This is a genomic window from Acidovorax sp., from assembly GCF_021287135.1.
In the GTDB taxonomy this organism is placed as follows: Bacteria; Pseudomonadota; Gammaproteobacteria; order Burkholderiales; family Burkholderiaceae_C; genus Acidovorax.
The window spans coordinates 1-19,605 of record NZ_JAJTBB010000080.1 but is presented as its reverse complement, the minus strand read 5'-3'; the positions used below and the strand labels follow the sequence as shown (position 1 = coordinate 19,605).

16 protein-coding genes and 3 tRNA genes are annotated in these 19,605 nt (G+C 66.3%); 4 read left to right on the top strand and 15 right to left on the bottom strand.

Annotation, left to right across the window (positions count from 1 at the left end; translation table 11 throughout):
- Window positions 1–535: 535 nt before the first annotated feature.
- Window positions 536–1,792 carry an integrase arm-type DNA-binding domain-containing protein gene (locus LWW96_RS18890; protein WP_291489402.1) on the bottom strand — a complete coding sequence of 419 codons (1,257 nt, stop codon included), beginning with the start codon at window positions 1,790–1,792 and terminating at the stop codon, window positions 536–538.
- Between the two features lie 179 nt (window positions 1,793–1,971).
- Window positions 1,972–2,048: transfer RNA gene (locus LWW96_RS18885), tRNA-Arg, on the bottom strand.
- A 240-nt stretch (window positions 2,049–2,288) separates the two neighbouring features.
- Here LWW96_RS18885 and LWW96_RS18880 point away from each other — a divergent pair.
- A complete protein-coding gene (locus tag LWW96_RS18880) occupies window positions 2,289–4,037 on the top strand; it encodes a cation:proton antiporter (protein ID WP_291489401.1) in 1,749 nt (582 codons plus the stop codon).
- 220 nt (window positions 4,038–4,257) lie between these two features.
- Here the strand turns inward: LWW96_RS18880 and LWW96_RS18875 are convergent.
- The 10 genes from LWW96_RS18875 to LWW96_RS18830 form a co-directional block, all read right to left on the bottom strand.
- Window positions 4,258–4,333, bottom strand: a tRNA-His gene (locus LWW96_RS18875).
- 49 nt (window positions 4,334–4,382) lie between these two features.
- Window positions 4,383–6,311 (bottom strand): SurA N-terminal domain-containing protein, encoded by a 1,929-nt coding sequence (locus LWW96_RS18870; protein ID WP_291489400.1) that lies wholly within the window; start codon window positions 6,309–6,311, stop codon window positions 4,383–4,385.
- 60 nt (window positions 6,312–6,371) lie between these two features.
- Window positions 6,372–6,447, bottom strand: a tRNA-Val gene (locus tag LWW96_RS18865).
- Between the two features lie 15 nt (window positions 6,448–6,462).
- Complete coding sequence (locus LWW96_RS18860; RefSeq protein ID WP_008906675.1) at window positions 6,463–6,735, bottom strand: HU family DNA-binding protein; 273 nt, start codon at window positions 6,733–6,735, stop codon at window positions 6,463–6,465.
- 368 nt (window positions 6,736–7,103) lie between these two features.
- The gene (gene pgsA, locus LWW96_RS18855) at window positions 7,104–7,673 is read right to left on the bottom strand and encodes a CDP-diacylglycerol--glycerol-3-phosphate 3-phosphatidyltransferase (RefSeq protein ID WP_291489399.1); all 570 of its coding nucleotides are present in this window, start codon (window positions 7,671–7,673) and stop codon (window positions 7,104–7,106) included.
- Between the two features lie 77 nt (window positions 7,674–7,750).
- On the bottom strand, window positions 7,751–9,748 hold the full coding sequence (gene uvrC, locus LWW96_RS18850; protein WP_291489398.1) for an excinuclease ABC subunit UvrC: 1,998 nt from the start codon (window positions 9,746–9,748) through the stop codon (window positions 7,751–7,753).
- A gap of 97 nt (window positions 9,749–9,845) precedes the next feature.
- On the bottom strand, window positions 9,846–10,826 hold the full coding sequence (locus LWW96_RS18845) for a tripartite tricarboxylate transporter substrate binding protein (RefSeq protein ID WP_291489397.1): 981 nt from the start codon (window positions 10,824–10,826) through the stop codon (window positions 9,846–9,848).
- 69 nt (window positions 10,827–10,895) lie between these two features.
- Entirely contained in the window at window positions 10,896–11,876 is a 981-nt protein-coding gene (locus LWW96_RS18840) for a tripartite tricarboxylate transporter substrate binding protein (RefSeq protein ID WP_291489396.1), read from the bottom strand.
- 48 nt (window positions 11,877–11,924) lie between these two features.
- Window positions 11,925–12,905: a hydroxymethylglutaryl-CoA lyase gene (locus LWW96_RS18835; RefSeq protein ID WP_291489395.1), complete on the bottom strand. Its 981-nt coding sequence runs from the start codon at window positions 12,903–12,905 to the stop codon at window positions 11,925–11,927.
- Window positions 12,902–14,107: a CoA transferase gene (locus LWW96_RS18830; RefSeq protein WP_291489394.1), complete on the bottom strand. Its 1,206-nt coding sequence runs from the start codon at window positions 14,105–14,107 to the stop codon at window positions 12,902–12,904. The genes LWW96_RS18835 and LWW96_RS18830 overlap by 4 nt, the downstream gene beginning before the upstream one ends.
- A gap of 150 nt (window positions 14,108–14,257) precedes the next feature.
- Here LWW96_RS18830 and LWW96_RS18825 point away from each other — a divergent pair, with 150 nt between their 5' ends.
- From LWW96_RS18825 to efp, 3 genes are all read left to right on the top strand, one after another.
- Window positions 14,258–15,154 carry a LysR family transcriptional regulator gene (locus LWW96_RS18825; RefSeq protein ID WP_291489393.1) on the top strand — a complete coding sequence of 299 codons (897 nt, stop codon included), beginning with the start codon at window positions 14,258–14,260 and terminating at the stop codon, window positions 15,152–15,154.
- A complete protein-coding gene (earP, locus tag LWW96_RS18820; protein ID WP_291489392.1) occupies window positions 15,151–16,308 on the top strand; it encodes an elongation factor P maturation arginine rhamnosyltransferase EarP in 1,158 nt (385 codons plus the stop codon). The genes LWW96_RS18825 and earP overlap by 4 nt, the downstream gene beginning before the upstream one ends.
- Window positions 16,309–16,459: 151 nt before the next feature.
- Window positions 16,460–17,014, top strand: coding sequence for an elongation factor P (gene efp / locus LWW96_RS18815; protein ID WP_291489391.1), 555 nt, complete (start codon window positions 16,460–16,462; stop codon window positions 17,012–17,014).
- A gap of 196 nt (window positions 17,015–17,210) precedes the next feature.
- Here the strand turns inward: efp and rimO are convergent, their stop codons facing one another.
- The 3 genes from rimO to LWW96_RS18800 all read right to left on the bottom strand — a co-directional run.
- A complete protein-coding gene (rimO, locus tag LWW96_RS18810; protein ID WP_291489390.1) occupies window positions 17,211–18,602 on the bottom strand; it encodes a 30S ribosomal protein S12 methylthiotransferase RimO in 1,392 nt (463 codons plus the stop codon).
- A gap of 183 nt (window positions 18,603–18,785) precedes the next feature.
- Window positions 18,786–19,319: a polyhydroxyalkanoate synthesis repressor PhaR gene (phaR, locus tag LWW96_RS18805; RefSeq protein ID WP_291489389.1), complete on the bottom strand. Its 534-nt coding sequence runs from the start codon at window positions 19,317–19,319 to the stop codon at window positions 18,786–18,788.
- A gap of 151 nt (window positions 19,320–19,470) precedes the next feature.
- Window positions 19,471–19,605, bottom strand: a 135-nt coding sequence (locus LWW96_RS18800) for a transposase (RefSeq protein ID WP_291488131.1), incomplete at its 5' end; no start/stop codon positions are given.

Sequence of the window (19,605 nt, the reverse complement as noted above, 5' to 3'; positions counted from 1 at the left end):
CACCGGGCGGCCTTGAGGCCCCTTACCGTGTCGCGGTTCCTTGGGTGCGGCCCCACTTGCGGCCCATCAGCTACGTCAATACGCGCCCTGACGACGGAGACAAAAAAGCCCAGTGCTCTTGTCCCCCTGCTTGGCCGCAATGATTCATTTCTGAACCTGGAGAACAAGAGCGCTGGGCTCTGCTGGTAGCGCGATTATGCGCCCCTTGAAGTCATTGCGGCCAAGCGTTGACGGGCTCAATGGTGTATTTGCCGCGGCAGCGAATACTGAGCCAGGCGGTTTTTCGGAAGGCGCAGCCTGTCAACTTCCTGGATGATGAAAGGCCTACAGCCCTTTACCGCAAAGCACTTTTTGCTATCATTTTTTGATTTATCTGCTCGTGCATTTTCTGTACGTCGTCGATGCGGACGTACTGATAGTCGCTTGCAGAACCCCCATTGATTCCCGTTGGGTTCGTCCTGTGTTTTCAGGCCGTTTCGGCCAACCGGCTGCAATCTGATCCGGCCACGCCCGCGGCTGAAAACTCAGCCGACGATCACGCCCGCAGCGAAATCACCTCGCCGCCGGCCCGCAGTTTGTCCAGGTAGCCCGCCCACTCGTTCATCATCCTGCGGCGCTGCTCCATGAACTCTGCACGGTCGTAGGCTGCACCCAGCGGGCCACTTTTGCCGTGGGCCAGCTGTGCCTCGATCACGTCGGCAGAAACGCCTGGCATCCGCTCCACCATCAGAGTGCGCGCCATGGCTCGGAAACCATGGGCGCTCATTTCCTCCGAGGTGAACCCCATCCGCCGAAGGGCAGCGTTCACCGTGTTGTCGCTCATGGGACGCTCCCTCGTGCGCAAGCCTGGGAACACGTATCGCCCGTGCCCGGTCAGGGTCTGCAGCTCCTGCAGCACGGCTACGGCCTGGGGGGCCAGTGGCACGAAGTGCGGGCGGCCGTTGACCTTGCCGTGAATCGTGCGCTTCATCGCTTGGGCTGGGATGGTCAATAGGGCGCGGTCGAAGTCCACCCAAGTCCACTCCATCGCCCGGATGTTGCCCGGCCGCTGAAAGAGCAGGGCGGAAAGCTGCAACGCGGCGCGGGTGATGGGCTGGCCCGTGTACCCCTCAATGGCCCGCAGCAACTCGCCAGCCTTGGCAGGCTCCAAGACTGCGGCCATGTGCTTGACGGTGAGCGGCTCAAGCGCTCCCTGCAGGTCGGCCACCGGGTTGCGCTCGCATCGCCCCGTCTGAATGCCGTAGCGGAAGACCTGCCCGGTGGTCTGGCGCAGAGTGTGCGCGGTTTCCTTGGCACCGCGCTTCTCCACCCGACGCAGCTGGGCCAGCAGCAGCGGCGCGGTAATGTCCGCCAGTGCCATCCGCCCCAGCGGAGGGAACAGATCCTTTTCCATGCGGCCTATCCACTTCTCGGCATAGCTCCCGCTCCAGCCGCTGCGCTTGGTTTCGTAGAACTCCCTTGCGATGGCTTCAAAGGTATTGGCCGCTGACGACCGCTTGGCCACCTTCTCAGCCTGCTTGGTCACTCCGGGGTCAATGTCCTGCGCCAGCAGCTCGCGCGCCTGCTCGCGCTTCTTGCGGGCTTGGGCCAGCGTCACGGCGGGATAGACCCCGACAGCAAGGGTTTTGCGCTTGCCTGCGTAACGGTAGTCCAGGCGCCAGTACTTTCCCCCGGCCGGCGCGACCTGCAAGTACAAGCCGCCGCCGTCGCGATGCTTGTCATCACTGCTCCCGCCAGAATGCTTGACCTGGCGGACGAAGGTATCTGTCAGTGGCGCAGTGACTCGGGGCATGGCGGCGTCTCCAGTTTGGCGGTATCTGGCTTGGCGGTACACAGAGATACCGCCAGAAATACCGCCAAAGTGGCGGTATCTTGTGGCGCATTCTGGCATGTAGTGAGACAAAGAAAAACCCGCTTCCCTAGGAGGAGAGCGGGTTTTGCGATGTTGCGAGGTGTCTTGAAATGCTGATTTGGCCTGCCCGGAGGGACTCGAACCCCCGACCTATAGCTTAGAAGGCTATTGCTCTATCCAGTTGAGCTACGGGCAGTGAACAGACGTCGGGCGGCGCGCGGCCGGTCTGCTGTTGGCATGCACTGCGCTTGGCGAGTGCAGACTGCGAATCATAACCCGCGCAGCGGGTGCGCCGAGGCGGCGCCCTCTCGCCGATGCGGGCCTTGTCGGGCGGCAGGCGGTGGCGGTTATAACGGCAACAGAATCTGCTGCGGACTGCGCCACGCGCAGTTCGCTTCTGCCGCATCCGCCCCGCCCTTTCTTCCCGGAGTTGCCCATGCCGCACAGTGTGATGCTCATCAACACCATCGCTGCGGCGTTCGGACTGGCGCTTGTGCTGGGCTTTGGGGCCGCGCGCTTGCGCTTGCCGCCTCTGGTGGGCTATCTGATCGCCGGCGTGGTGATCGGCCCTTTCACCCCCGGTTTCATTGCCGATGCCGAACTGGCCAGCCAGCTCGCGGAAATCGGTGTGATGCTGCTGATGTTCGGGGTGGGCCTGCACTTCTCGTGGGACGACCTTTTGGCCGTGCGAAAGATCGCGGTGCCGGGCGCTGCGGTGCAGATGATGGTGGCGACCGCGTTGGGCACCGGGCTGGCCGTGTGGTGGGGGTGGCCGCTGGGCGGTGCGCTGGTGTTCGGCCTGTCGCTCTCGGTCGCCAGCACGGTGGTACTGCTGCGGGCGCTGGAAGCGCAGGGCATTCTCGAGAGCCACACCGGTCGCATTGCGGTGGGTTGGCTGGTGGTGGAAGACCTGCTCATGGTGCTGGTGCTGGTGCTGTTGCCGCCCTTGGCGGGCTGGCTGGGCGGCGCAGTCCAGCACCCTCCCGCCCCGCCGGTGCACGGCGCGGCCCTGGGCTGGGCCCTGGCATGGAAACTGGTGCAGGTGGGGGCCTTCGTCGCGCTCATGCTCCTGGTGGGGCGGCGCCTGTTCCCCTGGCTGCTCTGGCAGGTGGCGCGCACCGGTTCCCGCGAGCTGTTCACGCTGTGCGTCGTGGCCACGGCCATCGGCATCGCGTTTGGATCTGCGGTGCTGTTTGGCGTGTCCTTCGCGCTGGGCGCGTTTTTCGCGGGCATGGTGATGCGCGAATCCACCCTCAGCCACCGGGCCGCGCAGGAATCCCTGCCGCTGCGGGACGCGTTTGCCGTGCTGTTCTTCGTGTCCGTCGGGATGCTCTTCAATCCCGCCGTGCTGTGGGACCGTCCCTTGCAGGTCGCCGCGGTGGTCGCCATCATCCTGGTGGGCAAGACCCTCGCGGCCGCGGCCCTGGTGCTGGCGTTTCGCTATCCGCTCAACACGGCGCTCACGGTGTCGGCCAGCTTGGCGCAGATCGGCGAGTTCTCGTTCATCCTGGTCGCGCTGGGCACCTCGCTCAAGATGCTGCCCTCCGAGGGCGCCAGCCTAGTGCTGGCGGGCTCACTGATCTCCATGGCCCTGAACCCGCTGCTCTTTCTGGCGCTTGCGCCGCTGCGGGCATGGCTGCTCGCCCATTCGGCGTGGGCGCGCCGCCTGGAACAGCGGGACGACCCGCTGGCCGAACTGCCCATGAGCACCGATGCCCGGTACCTGGCGCGGCAGGTGGTGCTGGTGGGGTACGGCCGGGTGGGCCGCCGCGTGGCGAACCTGCTGGCCACGCAGGACGTGCCGTTGGTGATTGCCGAGCACAACCGGGAACTGGTGGAATCGCTGCGCAAAGCCGGCAAGGCCGCAGTTTTCGGGAACGCCACGGACCCGGCCGTTCTCATCCAGGCCCACATCGCCCGCGCCGCCATGCTGGTGATTGCCCTACCGGACACCCTGCACGTGCACCAGATCATCACTGCGGCCCGCACCCTGAATCCACAGATCGAAGTGGCCGTGCGCAGCCCCAGCGCCGAAGAGGGCCGCCGTATCGCGCAAGCAGCCGAGTGCACGGTGTTCGTGGCCGAGGAGGCTCTGGCCCAGGCCATTGCGCAGCACATACTGCAGCGCAACGCGGACCGCCAGGCCCACGCCAGCCGCCCGGCGCCGCTGCAAAACCGTATCTGATTTTTCAGAGAAATCGGGCCTTGGCGCTTGCCTTGCAAGCGCGAGCAGCTACGAATTTAGGAGCAACGCATCCTGCCGATGCAGCGACCAGTTGACGGCACCGGGGCTTTTGGGAGGAGTGTCTGCGCGGTGCCATGCCATGCACCGTGCCGGCTTCCCACGGCGGGAACAAAAGACAAAAGCCGCTGCAACCTTGATAGCTGCAGCGGCTTTGCTGATCTGGGGTGGCTGATGGGACTCGAACCCACGACGACAGGAATCACAATCCTGGACTCTACCAACTGAGCTACAGCCACCGTAGCTTTGTATTATAGCCTGGGATTGCCCCCTTCCCAGGCTTCACGTTCAATTTTCTGCCAGCGCCTGGAGGCTGGTGGAAGGCCGGGGCACCTTGATTTCGGCCTTGTAACGTTTTTTGAGCATTTCGTAATAGGCCAAGCCTTCGGCCGCCGACCACCACTGCTGATACTGCTGGCGCTCCTGCTGGGCACGTTGCGCGTCCGGCGCCGTGCGGGGCACCACGCGGGCCAGCTTGACCACCGCATAGCCGTCCGACCCCAGGTCCACACCCACCCAGCCGGGCAACGTGTCCACCGGCGCGTGCAGGGCTGCATCGATCACCGCGCGGGGCAGGTTCTGCGTTTGTTCGCGCGAGACCTGGACAGGCGCCGCCAGGCCGGAGGCGCTGGCGGGCGTTGCCTTCCAGGCGGCCAGCTTGGCCTCGCCGTCCTTGCGGGCCAGCTCGGAAGCCTTCTGGCCGACGTAGAGCTCGCGCACGCGGGCACGCACCTCTTCCAGCGGCAAGGTCTTGGCGGGGGTGTACTGCACGACGCGGCCTGCGGCCACCTGGCTGGGGCCCACCTCAACGGCTTCGGTGTTGCGCTTGTTCTGCAGCGAATCGGTGGAGAACAACGCTTCCAGGAACTTCGGGCTGGCCAGGGGGCCGGTGGCGCCAGCGGCCGGCGTGCGGGTCACGCCCGTGGCCGTTTGCACCTTGAGCTTGAGCTTGTCGGCCACGGGCTTGAGGCTGTCGGCCTGCTCGTACACGCTGTTCGTGAAGGCTTCCGCGACCTCGGCAAACTTGCGCTGCGCCTGCTGCTGCTTGAGTTCAGCCTCCAGGGTCGGGCGCAGTTCTTCAAACGAGGGCTGGCGCGGGGCCTTGATGTCGGTCAGCTGAATGATGTGGTAGCCGAAATCGGTTTCCACCAGGTCGCTGATTTCGCCCTTCTTGAGTGCGAAGGCCGCCTCTTCAAAAGGCTTGACCATGGCGCCACGGCCGAAGAAGTTCAGGTCACCGCCAGCGGCGGCCGACCCCTTGTCGTCCGAGGACTTCTTGGCCACTTCGGCGAACGAGGCCGGCGCCTTGCGCACCTGGGCCAGCAGCTCCTGGGCCCGCGCCTTGGCCTTCTCGCGGTCAGCGGCGGAAGCGTCCTTGGGGGCATTCACCAGGATGTGGCTGGCACGGCGTTCTTCCTTGCCGGCCATGCGCGCCACGTTCTCCTGGTAGTAGGTGCGCAGATCGTCTTCGTTCAGGACGATGCCGGCGCGCACGCTGTCGAGATCCAGCACCACGTATTCGATGCTGGCCTGCTCGAGCTGCTGGAACTGCGCGGGATGCGCCTGGTAGTACGCCTGCAGATCAGCGTCGGTGGGGGAAACTTTGGACGCATAGTCCGAGGACTTGAAGCGCGCGACCTGGATTTCACGCTGCTGGTACAGCGGGTCCAGCGCCAGGCGCACCTGGGCGTTGGTGCTGAACGTGCTGCCCATCACGCCGCCGATGACCTGGTTGATCGACAGGTCACGGCGCACATTGGCTTCAAAACCGGCGGGCGTCAGCCCCTGGGAGCCCACCAGTGCGCGGTAGGCCTCGGCGTCCAGCGTGCCATCCGCGCGGCGCAGGCCGGCGATCGCGGGGATTTCCTGCAGGGCCCGGGCCAGGCGGGTGTCGCTCGTCACCAGGTGCATGTCCTTGGCGGCAGCGGCCAGCACACGGTCGCGCACCAGGCGCTCCAGCGTTGCATAGCGCGCCTGGGGCGAGTCCAGCAGCTTGGGGTCCACCGAGGGAGACTGCGCGCGCACCCGGTCCGACTCCATGCGGTGGGCGTTGTCCCAGTCGGACTGATTGATCTTTTCACCATCGACCCGCGCAACCACAGGACTCTTCTCGGAAAAGTAATTGCGGTCGATGCCTACCAGCACAAACGATGGAATGACCAGCAAGAACAATAAGATCATGACGATCTTGGAGTGCTTGCGGATGGATTCAAACATGGTCGATCTTTCAGAAGACAAAAAACAAAAGGCGAACTTGCGTTCGCCTTTGTTCGGTGATGGTGGGTCCTGACGGTCTCGAACCGCCGACCTACTCCGTGTAAAGGAGCCGCTCTACCAACTGAGCTAAGGACCCCACCTAAACTGATCCTCAGTTCAAGGCGTCTTTCAATGCCTTGCCAGGACGGAACTTTGGAACTTTAGCAGCTTTGATTTTAATCGTAGCGCCGGTGCGGGGATTGCGGCCCGTGCGGGCGGCACGCTTGCCCACCGCAAAGGTACCGAAACCGACGAGCGACACGGTTCCGCCCTTCTTCAGGGTCTTCTTGACGGCCTCGATCGTGGATTCCAGGGCACGAGCAGCGGCAGCCTTGGAGATGTCGGCGTTGGTAGCAATGTGCTCAATCAGTTCGGTTTTGTTCACAAGAAGCCTCTCGGAAAAGAGTTGAAGGAATGTCTCGCGGAGATCTGGTCTTCACACGTCCGAAAACCCAGCCCAGGGGCCGGGTTGCAAAACAGACGGGGGAAGGACTGGCATACACAGCAGCGGCTGCTGCATCAGATTAAAGCGATCGAGTTTCCGGGTGTCAATACAACACGCTGTTTTGGCGCAGCGTTGCACCGAATTCTAGTCGTATTTCACGCTGCGACAGGGCTTGCGAGGCGTTTTGTCTCAAACACGCCGTATGGGCAGCACTCCGTATTGACACCCGTCTGCGCATTTCTCCGGACCGCCGCCAGCCCTTGCGCAGCGCCCTGTTGGGTGCACGCCCGCGACGGGTTTGGGGCTGTTTATTTCTTCACCCGCGCGCGGATCTCCGGCAGCGCCTTGCGCAGGTAGTAGACCATCGACCAGACGGTCAGCACCGCCGAGGCCCAGATGAGCCAGCGTCCCCACACACCGGTATCGATCACGCCGAACAGCTGGCCGTCGTACAGCAGGAAGGGAATGGCCAGCATCTGCACGGTGGTCTTCACCTTGCCGATCATGTGCACGGCCACGCTCTTGCTCGCGCCGATCTGCGCCATCCATTCGCGCAGCGCCGAGATGGCGATTTCGCGCCCGATGATGATGAGCGCCACAAAGACATCCGCGCGCTGCAGGTCCACCAGCACGAGCAGCGCCGCGCACACCAGGAACTTGTCAGCCACCGGGTCCAGAAAAGCCCCGAAGGACGACGTCTGGTTGAGCTTGCGGGCCAGGAAGCCGTCCAGCCAATCCGTGGCGGCGAACACCACGAACATCGCCGTGGCGATGAGGTTGCGCGTGGCCGGCTCCAGCGGCGCATAGAAGACCCCCACAAGCAGAGGTATCGCGACGATGCGCGTCCAGGTCATCAGGGTGGGGATCGTCCAGAACATGGCGGCGATTGTGTCACGGGATAGCCCCCGCGGTCGCTCAGTGCATGGAGCTTCCTGCCCCCCGAGGGGGTCTCGTTTCAGCGCAGCGCGCGGTAGATCTCTTCGGCCAGGTCGCGCGAGATGCCCTCCACGGTGGCCAGGTCCTCCACGCTGGCCGCGGCCACGCCGCGCACGCCGCCAAAGCGCTGCAGCAGCCGCGCGCGCTTCTTGGGGCCCACGCCGGGGATTTCCTCCAGCTGCCCGCCGCCCACCCGCACCTTGGCGCGTGCAGCGCGCATGCCGGTGATGGCAAAGCGGTGCGCCTCGTCGCGGATCTGCGCCACCAGCATCAGCGCGGCCGAGTCCTTGCCCAGGTAGATCTTCTCGCGGCCATCGGCAAACACCAGCTCTTCGAGGCCCACCTTGCGGCCCTCGCCTTTTTCCACGCCGACGATGCGCGTGAGGTCCAGGCCCAGCGCGGTGAACACTTCGCGCGCAATGCCCACCTGGCCCTTGCCGCCGTCGATCAGCACCAGGTCGGGCAGGCGCGCCACGCCCTTGGGTTTGACGGCCCCTGCCGCCGCCTCGGTATCGGGCGGCGGCGGCGCGGCAAAGTCGATGCCGCCGGCCTCGCGCGCGGCCTCGGCCACCTTGCTGTAGCGGCGCGTGAGCACCTGGCGCATGGCGGCGTAGTCGTCGCCACCGGTGATGCCTTCGATCTTGTAGCGGCGGTATTCGCTGCTTTGCATCTTGTGGTGGTGGAACACGACGCACGACGCCTGCGTGGATTCGCCTGCCGTGTGCGAGATGTCGAAGCACTCGATGGTGAGCTGGTCCAGGTCTTCGGGCGGCAGGTCCAGCGCCTCGGCCAGTGCGCGCGTGCGGGCCTGCTGCGAGCCTTCTTCGGCCAGCAGGCGCGCCAGCTGCAGGTCGGCGTTCTTCTGCGCCATGTCCAGCCAGGCGCGGCGCTGCTCGCGGGGCTGGTGGATGGCGGTCACGCGCAGGCCGGCCTGATCGGACAAGGCCTCCATCAGCGCCCTGTCCACCGGCACGCTGGTCACCAGCACCGGGGGCACGGGCACGCCGATGTAGTGCTGGGCAATGAAGGCTTCCAGCACCTGTGCCTCCACGGGCCGGGGCGAGCTGCCGTCGCCCAGGGTCTCCTCTCCCTCTTCCTCGAACACGGCCGCGGCGTCCTCCACATGCACCGGAAAGTACGGCCGGTCGCCCAGGTGCCGCCCGCCGCGCACCATGGCCAGGTTCACGCAGGCGCGGCCGCCCTGCACCCGCACGGCGAGGATGTCCACGTCCTTGTCGTCGGCGATCTCGATGGACTGCTGGTGCAGCACGCGCGACAGGGCCTGGATCTGGTTGCGCACCTCGGCGGCCTGCTCGAATTCGAGCTTTTCGGAGTGCGCCATCATCCGCTGCTCCAGCGCCTGCAGCAGCTCCTGGGTCTCGCCGCGCAGCATCGCTTCGGCGTTTTGCACGTCCACCGCATAAGCCTCCGGCGAGATCAGGTCCACGCACGGGCCGGTGCAGCGCTTGATCTGGTATAGCAGGCACGGCCGCGTGCGGTTGGCAAACACCGTGTCCTCGCAGGTGCGCAGGCGGAACACCTTTTGCAGCAGCTGGATGGATTCCTTCACGGCCCAGGCGCTGGGGTAGGGGCCGAAGTAGCGGTGCTTCTTGTCCACGGCACCACGGTAGTACGCCATGCGCGGGAAGACCTGCCCGGGCGCGTCGCCGCGCGTGTGGGCGCCCGGCGTGCCGGTGATCTTGAGATAGGGGTAACTCTTGTCGTCGCGGAACAGGATGTTGAACTTGGGGTTCAACGTCTTGATGAGGTTGTTTTCCAGCAGCAGCGCCTCGGCCTCCGAGCGCACCACCGTGGTCTCCAGCCGCGCGATCTTGCTGACCATGTGGCCGATGCGCGTGCCGCCATGGTTCTTGGTGAAGTAGCTGGACACGCGGCGCTTGAGGTGCCGCGCCTTGCCCACGTAGAGCAGCGCGCCCTGGGCGTCGAAATAGCGGTAGACGCCCGGCAGCGCGGGCAGCGCAGCCACTTGCGCCAGAAGTTCATCGGAATGGGACATGGCGCGTATTGTGGCGGCAGGCACCGCCGGCCGATGAAGCTCCTAAAACAATAGCTGCCAGCGCTTATCCATCAAGCGCTGGAGGCCATTTTGATGCTTACTCTGCTTCGATCTTCGAGGTCTTCACCACGGCCGCCCAGTTGGCCAGGTCCGCCTTCACCTTGTCGCCCAGCTGTGCTGGAGTCTGGTAGTCGGCCGTGGCGCCCTGCTCCTGCGCCTTCTGTTTGAAGGCGGCGCTTTGCACCACGGTGCGGATGTCGGCCGTGAGCTTGTCCACCACCGGCTTAGGCACGCCAGCGGGCGCGAACACGGCGAACCACGAAGTGGCATCGACCTTGGGGTAGCCCGCCTCGGCCGTGGTGGGCACGTCGGGCAGGCTGGCCAGGCGCTCCTTGCCCGTCACGGCCAGCACGCGCAGCTTGCCGCTGGCGATGTGGGGCATGAAGGGCGGTGCCGTGCCGAAGGTCAGGTCCACCTGGCCGCCCAGCAGATCCTGCAGCGCGGGGCCGGTGCCCTTGTAGGGCACGTGCACCATCTTGATGCCGCCCTGCTGTTCCAGCATGGCGCCGGTCACGTGCTGCAGCGAGCCGTTGCCCGACGAGGCGTAGTTGAGCTTGCCGGGGTTGGCCTTGGCGTAGGCGATCAGCTCGGGCAGCGTCTTCACCGGCAGGTCGGCCCGCACCACGATGATCTGCGGGGCCGAGATGACATTGGCCACGGGCTGGAAGTCAGCCTGCTCCCACTGCTTTTGCTTGGTAATGTGGGGCGAGATGACGTGGTAGCCCGAGTACTGCATGAGCACGGTGTGGCCGTCTGCCTCGGCACGCTTGACGATGCTGGCGGCGATGTTGCCGTTGCCGCCGCCCTTGTTGTCCACCACCACCGTCTGGCCCAGCACCGGGCCCAGGGCCTGCGCCAGCATGCGGGCCGAGAGATCGGTGGTGCCGCCGGCGGCTGTGGGCACCACCATGGTCACGGTCTTGCTGGGGTAGGCGGCCTGGGCGGCGGCCGTGCCGGCAAAGGCGGCGGCCAGGGCCGCCAGGGCCAGGGCGTTGAAATGTTTGCGGTTCAGGTTCACGCGGTGTCTCCGGTTTGTTGTGTCGTTGAATGGAATGGGAATAAAGGGAAAGGAAAGAAAAGGCTCCGCTCAATCCACCGTGGCGCCGGTCTCCTTGACCACGCGGCTCCACTTGGGCAGGTCGGACTGCACCAGCGCGCCCAGTTGCGCGGCTGTGCCCTTGAAGGGCTCGCAGCCCACCGTTGCCAGCTTGTCCACCACGTCCTTGTGCTCCAGCGCACGGGCCACCTCGGCCTGCAGCTGCGCAACGATGGGCGCGGGCGTGCCGGCCGGGGCGAACAGCGCATACCAGGGCGCCTGGCCAAAGCCTTTCAGGGTCTCGCCGATCGTGGGCGCATCGGGCAGCGCCGCCACACGCTTTTCGTTGACCACACCCAGCACCTTGAGCTTGCCCGCCTTGATGAACGCAATGACCGACGGCAGGCTCTGCACCGACAGCGGCACCTGCCCGCCCACCACGTCGGTCGCGGCTGCCGCAGAGCCCTTGTAGGGAATGTGCTGCAGCTGAATGCCCGCAGCCTTTTGCAGCATCTCACCGATGAGGTGATTCAGCGTGCCGTTGCCGGCCGACGCGATCGCATATTGGCCGGGATGGAGCTTGGCCAGCTTGACCAGCTCGGCCACGTTGTTCGCAGGAAAGGACGGGTGCGCCACCAGCACATAGCCCGCCGTGGCGACGGGGGCCACCGGCACGAAATCCTTCACGGGGTCGAAGCCCGGGTTCTTGTACAGCGCGGGGCCGATCACGTGCGCGCTGTCGGCCGTGAGCAGCAGCGTGTAGCCATCGTTGCGCGCACGGGCCGTGGCGGCGGTGGCCAGGGTGCCGCCCGCACCGGGACGGTTGTCCACGATGACGCTCTGGCCCAGCTGCTCGCCCAGCTTCTGCGCCACCACGCGCGCAATGGCGTCATTGGCGCCGCCTGCGGCCTGGGGCACGACCACGGTGATGGGCTTGGACGGGTACTTGTCCTGCGCGAGCGCCGCCAGCGCGGCAGAGCACAGCACGGCCGCGGTGACGACGCGGCGGGACAGCGGGGTGGAAAAGGCCATGGTGTTGTCTCCGTTTGTTCTGGGTGAGGAATCAGGTCTTGCGCAGCTTCAGCGCGCCAGCGCCCGCGCGCGGATGGCGTCGAAATCCGCCGGCACCGGGTGCAGCGCCAGGCGGGGACCGGCCTTGGCGATCTGGCTGGGGATGTCGTGCCCGATGAGCGCGGGCAGCTGCCGCGCGGCGGCCAGCAGCCCGTCCAGATCCACCCCGGTGGCATAGCCCATCAGCGCCAGGGCGTGCGCAATCTCTTCGCTGCACACGTTGCCGCTGGCGCCGGGCGCGTAGGGGCAGCCGCCCAGGCCGCCCAGCGAGGCGTCGAACCGGTCCGCCCCCGCGTCGATGGCGGCCAGCACGTTGGCCAGCCCCATGCCGCGCGTGTTGTGGAAGTGCAGCGTGAACGCCACGCCCGGCCAGCGCGCACGCGCCGCCGCGGTGAGCTGGTGCACCTGCGTGGGGTAGGCCATGCCGGTGGTGTCGCACAGCGTGATGCCGCGCACGCCCAGGTCCACAAAGCGCTGCACCCAGTCGAAGACCTGGGCCTGGGGAACGTCGCCCTCCATGGGGCAGCCGAACACGCACGAGAGCGACACGTTCACCGCCACCTGCGCCGACTGCGCCCGCGCCACCACCTGGGCCAGCGCATCGAAGGACTGCGCCTGCGTCATGCGCAGGTTGGCGATGTTGTGCGTGCTGCTCACCGACATCACGAGGTTCAGCTCGTCGGTGCGCGACTCGATGGCGCGCTCGGCGCCGCGCAGGTTGGGCACCAGCGCGGTGTACACGGTGCCGGGGCGGCGCGTGATCTCGCGCATCACTATCTCTGCGTCCTTGAGCGCGGGAATGGCCGTGGGCGAGGTGAACGAGGTCACCTCGATCTTGGCCACGCCCGTGGCCGAGAGCGCGTTGCACAGCGCGATCTTGTCGGCCGTGGGGACGAACGCCGCCTCCATCTGCAGGCCATCGCGCAGGCCGACTTCCTGCAAGTGGATGCGGCGGCCCGCGCCCTGCCATACCGCCTGAAAGGCACTCATTGAATCACCCCCTTGCTCCGCAGCAGCGCAATCTGCTCGGCATTGAGCCCCATTTCTGCCAGCACGGCATCGGTGTCATCGCCCAGGTGCGGCGCACTGCTGCGGATGGTGCCGGGCGTGGCCGAGAGCTTGGGCACGATGCCGGGCACTTCCACGCTGTAGCCGTCGCGCGTCTGCTGCGTGAGCAGCATGTCGCGGGCGCGGTAGTGCGGGTCTTCGGCAATGTCCTTGGCGGTGTAGACCTTGCCCGCGGGCACGCGCGCGGCGCCCAAGGCATCCAGCACCTGCTGCACGGTGCGCTGCGCGCTCCAGGCGCCGATGGCGGCGTCGATCTCGTCCACGCGGGCGACGCGGCCGGTGTTGTTGGCCAGGTCCGGCGCGGCGCCCAGGTCGGGCCGGCCGATGGCGTCCATCAGCCGCTTGAAGATGCTGTCGCCATTGCCCGCCACCAGCACCCAACCGTCCGTGCAGGGGTAGGCGTTGCTGGGGGCAATCCCCGGCAGCGCGCTGCCCGCCGCCTCGCGCACGGCACCAAAGGCGCTGTATTCGGGGATCAGGCTTTCCATCACGTTGAACACGGCCTCGTGCAGCGCCACGTCAATCACCTGCCCCTGGCCGCCATTGACCTTGCGGTGGTACAGCGCCGTGAGTACGCCGATGGTGCCGTGCAACGCGGCCAGCGTGTCGCCAATCGACACGCCAACACGCACCGGCACCCGGCCGGGCTCGCCCGTCAGGTGGCGCAGGCCGCCCATGGCCTCGCCAATGGCGCCAAAGCCCGGCAGGTCGCGGTAGGGGCCGGTCTGGCCGTAGCCGGAGATGCGCAGCATCACCAGGCCGGGGTTGAGCGCGTGCAGCTCTTCGGGCGACATGCCCCAGCCCTCCAGCGTGCCGGGGCGGAAGTTCTCGACCAGCACATCGGCCTCGGCAATCAGCTGGCGGGCTATTGTTTGGCCTTCCTTTTGGCGCAGGTCCAGCGCCACGGAGCGCTTGTTGCGCGACTGCACCTGCCACCAGACGGAGGTGCCCTCCTTGATCAGGCGCCAATTGCGCAGCGGGTCGCCCGTCTCGGGGGCTTCGATCTTGATCACGTCCGCGCCAAACTCGCCCAGCGTCTTGCCGCAGAACGGCCCGGCGATGAGCTGGCCCATTTCGATGACGCGCACGCCTTGCAAGGCGGCGGGGGAAGCAATGGAATCCATGGGTGGGGTTGTCTCCTGCGGCCCGCCCCACGCCGGGGCGGCTCGGGGCGAATGATGCGCAGCGCCCGCGGGGCCGTAAATCGCTCAAGCAACAAGATGCCATCGCAAACCGGCATGGCAGCTGCGGCGGCTTGCTACCATCAGCACCCCATGAAACTCGACCCCGTCTCCCTGCGCCTGTTCGTGGCCGTGATGGAGGAAAGCACCATCGCCGCCGCCGCCGCGCGCGAGCACCTGGCCGCCTCGGCCGTGAGCCGCCGCCTGGCCGACCTGGAAGACGCCCTGCACGTGGCGCTGTTCACCCGCAGCAACAAGGGCACCGAGCCCACGGCCGCCGCCTACGCGCTGCTGAACCTGGCGCGCGGCGTGCTCAACGACCTGGACGGCATCGCCAGCCAGATGCGCGAGTACGGCGCCGGCGTGCGCGGCCATGTGCGGGTGGTGGCCAACATCTCGGCCATCACGCAGTTCTTGCCCGCGCAGCTGCAGAGCTTCATGGCGCTGCACCCGCAGGTGGATGTGCGGCTGCAGGAGCAGATCAGCACGGCCATCGCCCAATCGGTGGCCGAGAACGCGGCCGACGTGGGCATCCTCAACCAGGGCCACTACGGCGAGCGGGTGGTGCAACTGCCCTACCGCCAGGACGAGCTGGTGCTGGTGGTGCCCACGGGCCACGCGCTGGCGCGGCGCAAGGCCGCCCGGCTGGCCGATGCCCTGCCCTACGACTTTGTGGGTGCGCACCCAGGCAGCGCCATCAACAACCAGCTGACCCGCGCCGCCGCCGAAGCCGGCCTGCCGCTGCGCCTGCGCATGCAGGTCACCAGCTACGACGCGCTGTGCCTGATGGTGGCCGCCGGCCTGGGCGTGGGCGTGATGCCGCGGGGCAGCGCCGCGCTGTACAAGGGCTCGCAACCCATCCGCGTGGTCACGCTGAACGAACCCTGGGCGCACCGGCAGCTGGTGCTGTGCGTGCGGTCTGAAGAATCCCTCTCCAGCGTGGCGCGCCTGCTGGTGGACCACTTGCGGGCGCAGCCCTCCACCCCATGACCGCCAAGCTCCCCGCCCTGTCCCTGCAATGGGACGTGTTCTGCCGCGTGATCGACAACTTTGGCGACATCGGCGTGTGCTGGCGCCTGGTGGCGCAGCTGGCCGCGCGGGGCCAGCGCGTGCGGCTGTGGGTGGACGACGCCTCGGCCCTGCAGTGGATGGCGCCTGAGGGCTGCACAGGTGTGGACGTGCGCCCCTGGCATGCGCCGCCGCCGGGCGCGGACGAGCCGCCGCCCGATGTGATGGTGGAGGCCTTCGGCTGCGAAATTGCTCCTGAATTCATAGCTTATAGCGCTCGCCAGGCAAGCGCCAGAGGCCCAAAACACCCCAGACCCGTATGGATCAACCTGGAGTACCTGTCGGCCGAGGGCTATGTGGAGCGCACCCACGGCCTGCCCTCGCCCATCCTGTCGGGCCCGGCTGCGGGCTGGACGCGCTGGTTCTTCTACCCCGGCTTCACCCCGGCCACGGGCGGCCTGCTGCGCGAGAGCGACCTGATGGCCCGGCGCGAGGCGTTCGACCGCGACGCCTGGCGGGCAGACCACCGCACGGCCTTTGCCCTGGGCGAAGACGCGCCGGGCACCCGCTGGGCCTCGCTGTTCTGCTACGAGCCGGCCGCCCTGCCCGAACTGCTGCAACGCTGCGAGGCCGAGCCCACCCGGCTGCTGGTCACGCCCGGCCGCCCGGCCGCCGCCGTGCGTGCGGCGTTGCAAGGCAGGGACGGGAATGCGGGTCAAGCTGCTCCGCAGTGCTCCTCCACCCAGCACGGGCAGCTATCGATTTCATACCTCCCGCACCGCCCGCAGCCCGCCTTTGACGCCATGCTGTGGGCCTGCGACTTCAACGCCGTGCGCGGCGAAGATTCGCTGGTGCGGGCGCTGTGGGCGGGCCAGGCCCTGGTGTGGCACATCTACCCGCAGCACGACAACGCCCACCACGACAAGCTGCACGCGTTTCTGGACTGGCTGCAGGCGCCCGCCTCGCTGCGCCGATTCCACGCCACCTGGAACGGCCTGGACACCGCCCCGCTGCAGTGGCCCGACGACGCCACCCTGGCGGAATGGACGCTTTGCATCCAGCACGCGCGCAGCCGGCTGTTGACGCAGGACAGCCTCGTCACACAACTTTTGGGCTTTGTCACCGAAAAACGGTAAAATACAGGGCTTTGCGCAAAACAGGCGCGGCACCCCGTGCCCTCGCCCAGCGCACTCCCGCCGCGGTACATGCAGCGGCGCGCAACCCGCCGATTCCTTCAGCAGGTTTGCCCGCCCGCACGTTGAGCGGCCCCAACCCAAGCAACTTGCTATGAAAATCGCTCAAGAAATCCGCGCCGGCAACGTCATCATGCACGGCAAGGACCCCATGGTGGTCCTGAAGACCGAATACGCCCGCGGCGGCCGCGGTGCAGCCACCGTGCGCATGAAGCTCAAGAGCCTGATCGCCAACTTCGGCACCGAAGTCGTGTTCAAGGCCGACGACAAGATCGACAACGTGATCCTGGACAAGAAGGATTGCACCTACTCCTACTTTGCCGACCCCATGTACGTGTGCATGGACGCCGACTACAACCAGTACGAAGTCGAAGCCGAAAACATGGGCGACGCGCTGAACTACCTGGAAGACGGCATGGCCCTGGAAGTGGTGTTCTACGACGGCAAGGCCATCTCCGTGGAACTGCCCACCAGCATCGAACGCGAAATCACCTGGACGGAACCCGCCGTCAAGGGCGACACGTCCGGCAAGGTGCTCAAGCCCGCCAAGATCGCCACCGGCTTCGAAGTGGCCGTGCCCCTGTTCGTGAACCAGGGCGACAAGATCGAAATCGACACCCGCACGGGCGAATACCGCAAGCGCGTGTAAACCCCGCAAGGCACCCCGCGGTGCCTGTGCCGAAAGACAAAAGGCTTCCCACGGGAAGCCTTTTTTTGTGCGCCACCGCCGCGGGGGACGCTATCGAAATATGAGCTGCTTACGCTTGTCCAGCCTTGTTTTCAGAAACAAAACCTTCTGAAATAAAGGCCCAGAAAGCGCAAGGCGCTCACATTTTTGATGTGCTTCAGATGGGCTGCGCGATCAGGTCGTGCCCCTGCACGCCCACGATGCGCGCGCGGGTGAATTCGCCCACCTTCATGGTCTTGCTGATCTTTTCGGGCGGCAGCAGCTGCACCGTGCCATCGATCTCGGGCGCATCGGCATAGGTGCGGCCCACGCCGCCCTTGCGGCCCAGGGCCGGCGCGTGGTCCACCAGCACCTGCATGGTGGCGCCCACGCGGCGCTGCAGCTTGGCAATGGACACCTCTTCGGCCACGGCCATGAAGCGCGCACGGCGCTCCTCGCGCACCCCCAGCGGCAGCATGCCGGGCAGCTCGTTGGCGGCGGCGCCCGTCACGTCGCTGTAGGCAAAGCAGCCCGCGCGATCAATTTGCGCCTCGCGCACGAAGTCCAGCAAGTGCTGGAACTCTTCTTCCGTCTCGCCCGGAAAGCCCGCAATGAAGGTGCTGCGGATGACGATCTCGGGGCAGGCCTCGCGCCAGCGCTGGATGCGCTCCAGGTTGCGCTCGCCGCTGGCCGGGCGCTTCATGCGCTTGAGCACATCGGGGTGGCTGTGCTGGAAGGGCACGTCCAGGTACGGCAGCACGCGGCCCGTGGCCATCAGCGGAATCACCTCGTCCACGCTGGGGTACGGGTACACGTAGTGCAGGCGCACCCAGGCGCCATAGGGCTCGGCAATTTCGCCCAAGGTCTGCACCAGTTCCAGCATGCGGGTCTTGACGGGCTTGCCGTCCCAGAAGCCCGTGCGGTACTTCACGTCCACGCCATAGGCCGAGGTGTCCTGGCTGATGACCAGCAGTTCCTTCACGCCGCCTTCAAACAGCGCCTTGGCCTCCTTGAGCACATCGCCAATAGGCCGCGACACCAGGTCGCCGCGCATCGAGGGGATGATGCAGAAGGTGCAGCGGTGGTTGCAGCCCTCGCTGATCTTGAGGTAGGCATAGTGGCGCGGCGTGAGCTTGATGCCCGCCTCGCCAAACGCGCCGGGCACCAGGTCGAGGAAGGGGTCGTGCGGCTTGGGCAGGTGCGTGTGCACAGCCTCCATCACCTCTTGCGTGGCATGCGGGCCAGTCACGGCCAGCACGCTGGGGTGCACGTCCTTCACCAGGTTGCCGCCCGCCTCGCCCGCGCGCGCGCCCAGGCAGCCGGTGACGATGACCTTGCCGTTCTCGGCCAGGGCCTCGCCAATCGTGTCCAGGCTTTCCTTCACCGCGTCGTCAATGAAGCCGCAGGTATTGACAATGACCAGGTCCGCGCCCTGGAAGGTCTTGGACGTCTCGTAGCCCTCGGCGCTCAGTTGCGTGAGGATGAGTTCGGAGTCGGTGAGTGCCTTCGGGCATCCGAGGGATACGAACCCGACTTTGGGGGTTCTTGTGGGGGCAATTGCTTCGCTCATAACCCCGTATTGTCCCAGGTCCCGGGCCGCAAGGGTTTCCGTGCGGGTTCACGGCAAGGCCTGCGAATCGCCATGGCCTTGAAAACTGGCGCGCCTTCAACGCCAGCAGCCGCCGCGCAAGGGCCGCCCCGCCGCGCTGGCGGCGTCCCCCTGGGGGGACGCGGCAAAGCCGCTCAGGGGGGCTTACCTCTTTATTCCGAACGCCCCCAGCATCTGCTCCGTCTGCTTTTGCATCTGCTCCTGCATCTGCGTCAGCATCGATTGCGATTGCTCCATGTAGTTGCCCATCATGCCCTTGAGCAGGGGCGACTGCAGGTTCATGAACTGGGACCACATCTCGGGCGTGACGTTCTGCGACTGCTCGGCCATCTTGGACTGGAAGTCGGTGAAGGCCTGCACGTTCTTCTCGAGGTAAGCGCCCATGAAGCCCTGCATCGCGTGCCCGTAGAAACGGATGATGTTGGCCAGCACGGCCTCGGAGAACATGGGCGCGCCGCCCGCCTCTTCTTCCAGAATGATCTGCAGCAGGATGCTGCGCGTGAGGTCTTCGCCCGTCTTGGCATCCCGCACCACCACGTGCTGGTGCTCCATCACCAGCTGGCGCACTTCGGCCAGGGTGATGTAGGTGGAGGTGTCCGTGTCGTACAGACGGCGGTTGGGGTACTTCTTGATGACGCGCTGCGCCGGCTTGGATGCGGCACTTTTCTGTTCGGACACAACGACTCCTCGGGCGCGGGGCCCATGTATTGCGGTGCAGCACATTCTAGGGAGGCTCCAGCGCCATGTTGGCAAAGGAATACCCTGATGGCCCCGCCTTGGCCGCACGGACGACTGCGGCCAAGGAAACGTGCGGGATAAAAAAGGTTCTTCACGCATTCCCGGGGAACGCTGCCTTGATCTTGAGGAAGAAGTACTCGCAGTCACGGTAGCCATAAGCCATGCGCTTGATGACCTTGATGCGGTTGTTGATCCCCTCGAGCTGTCCGGTGTGCATGGGCCAGCG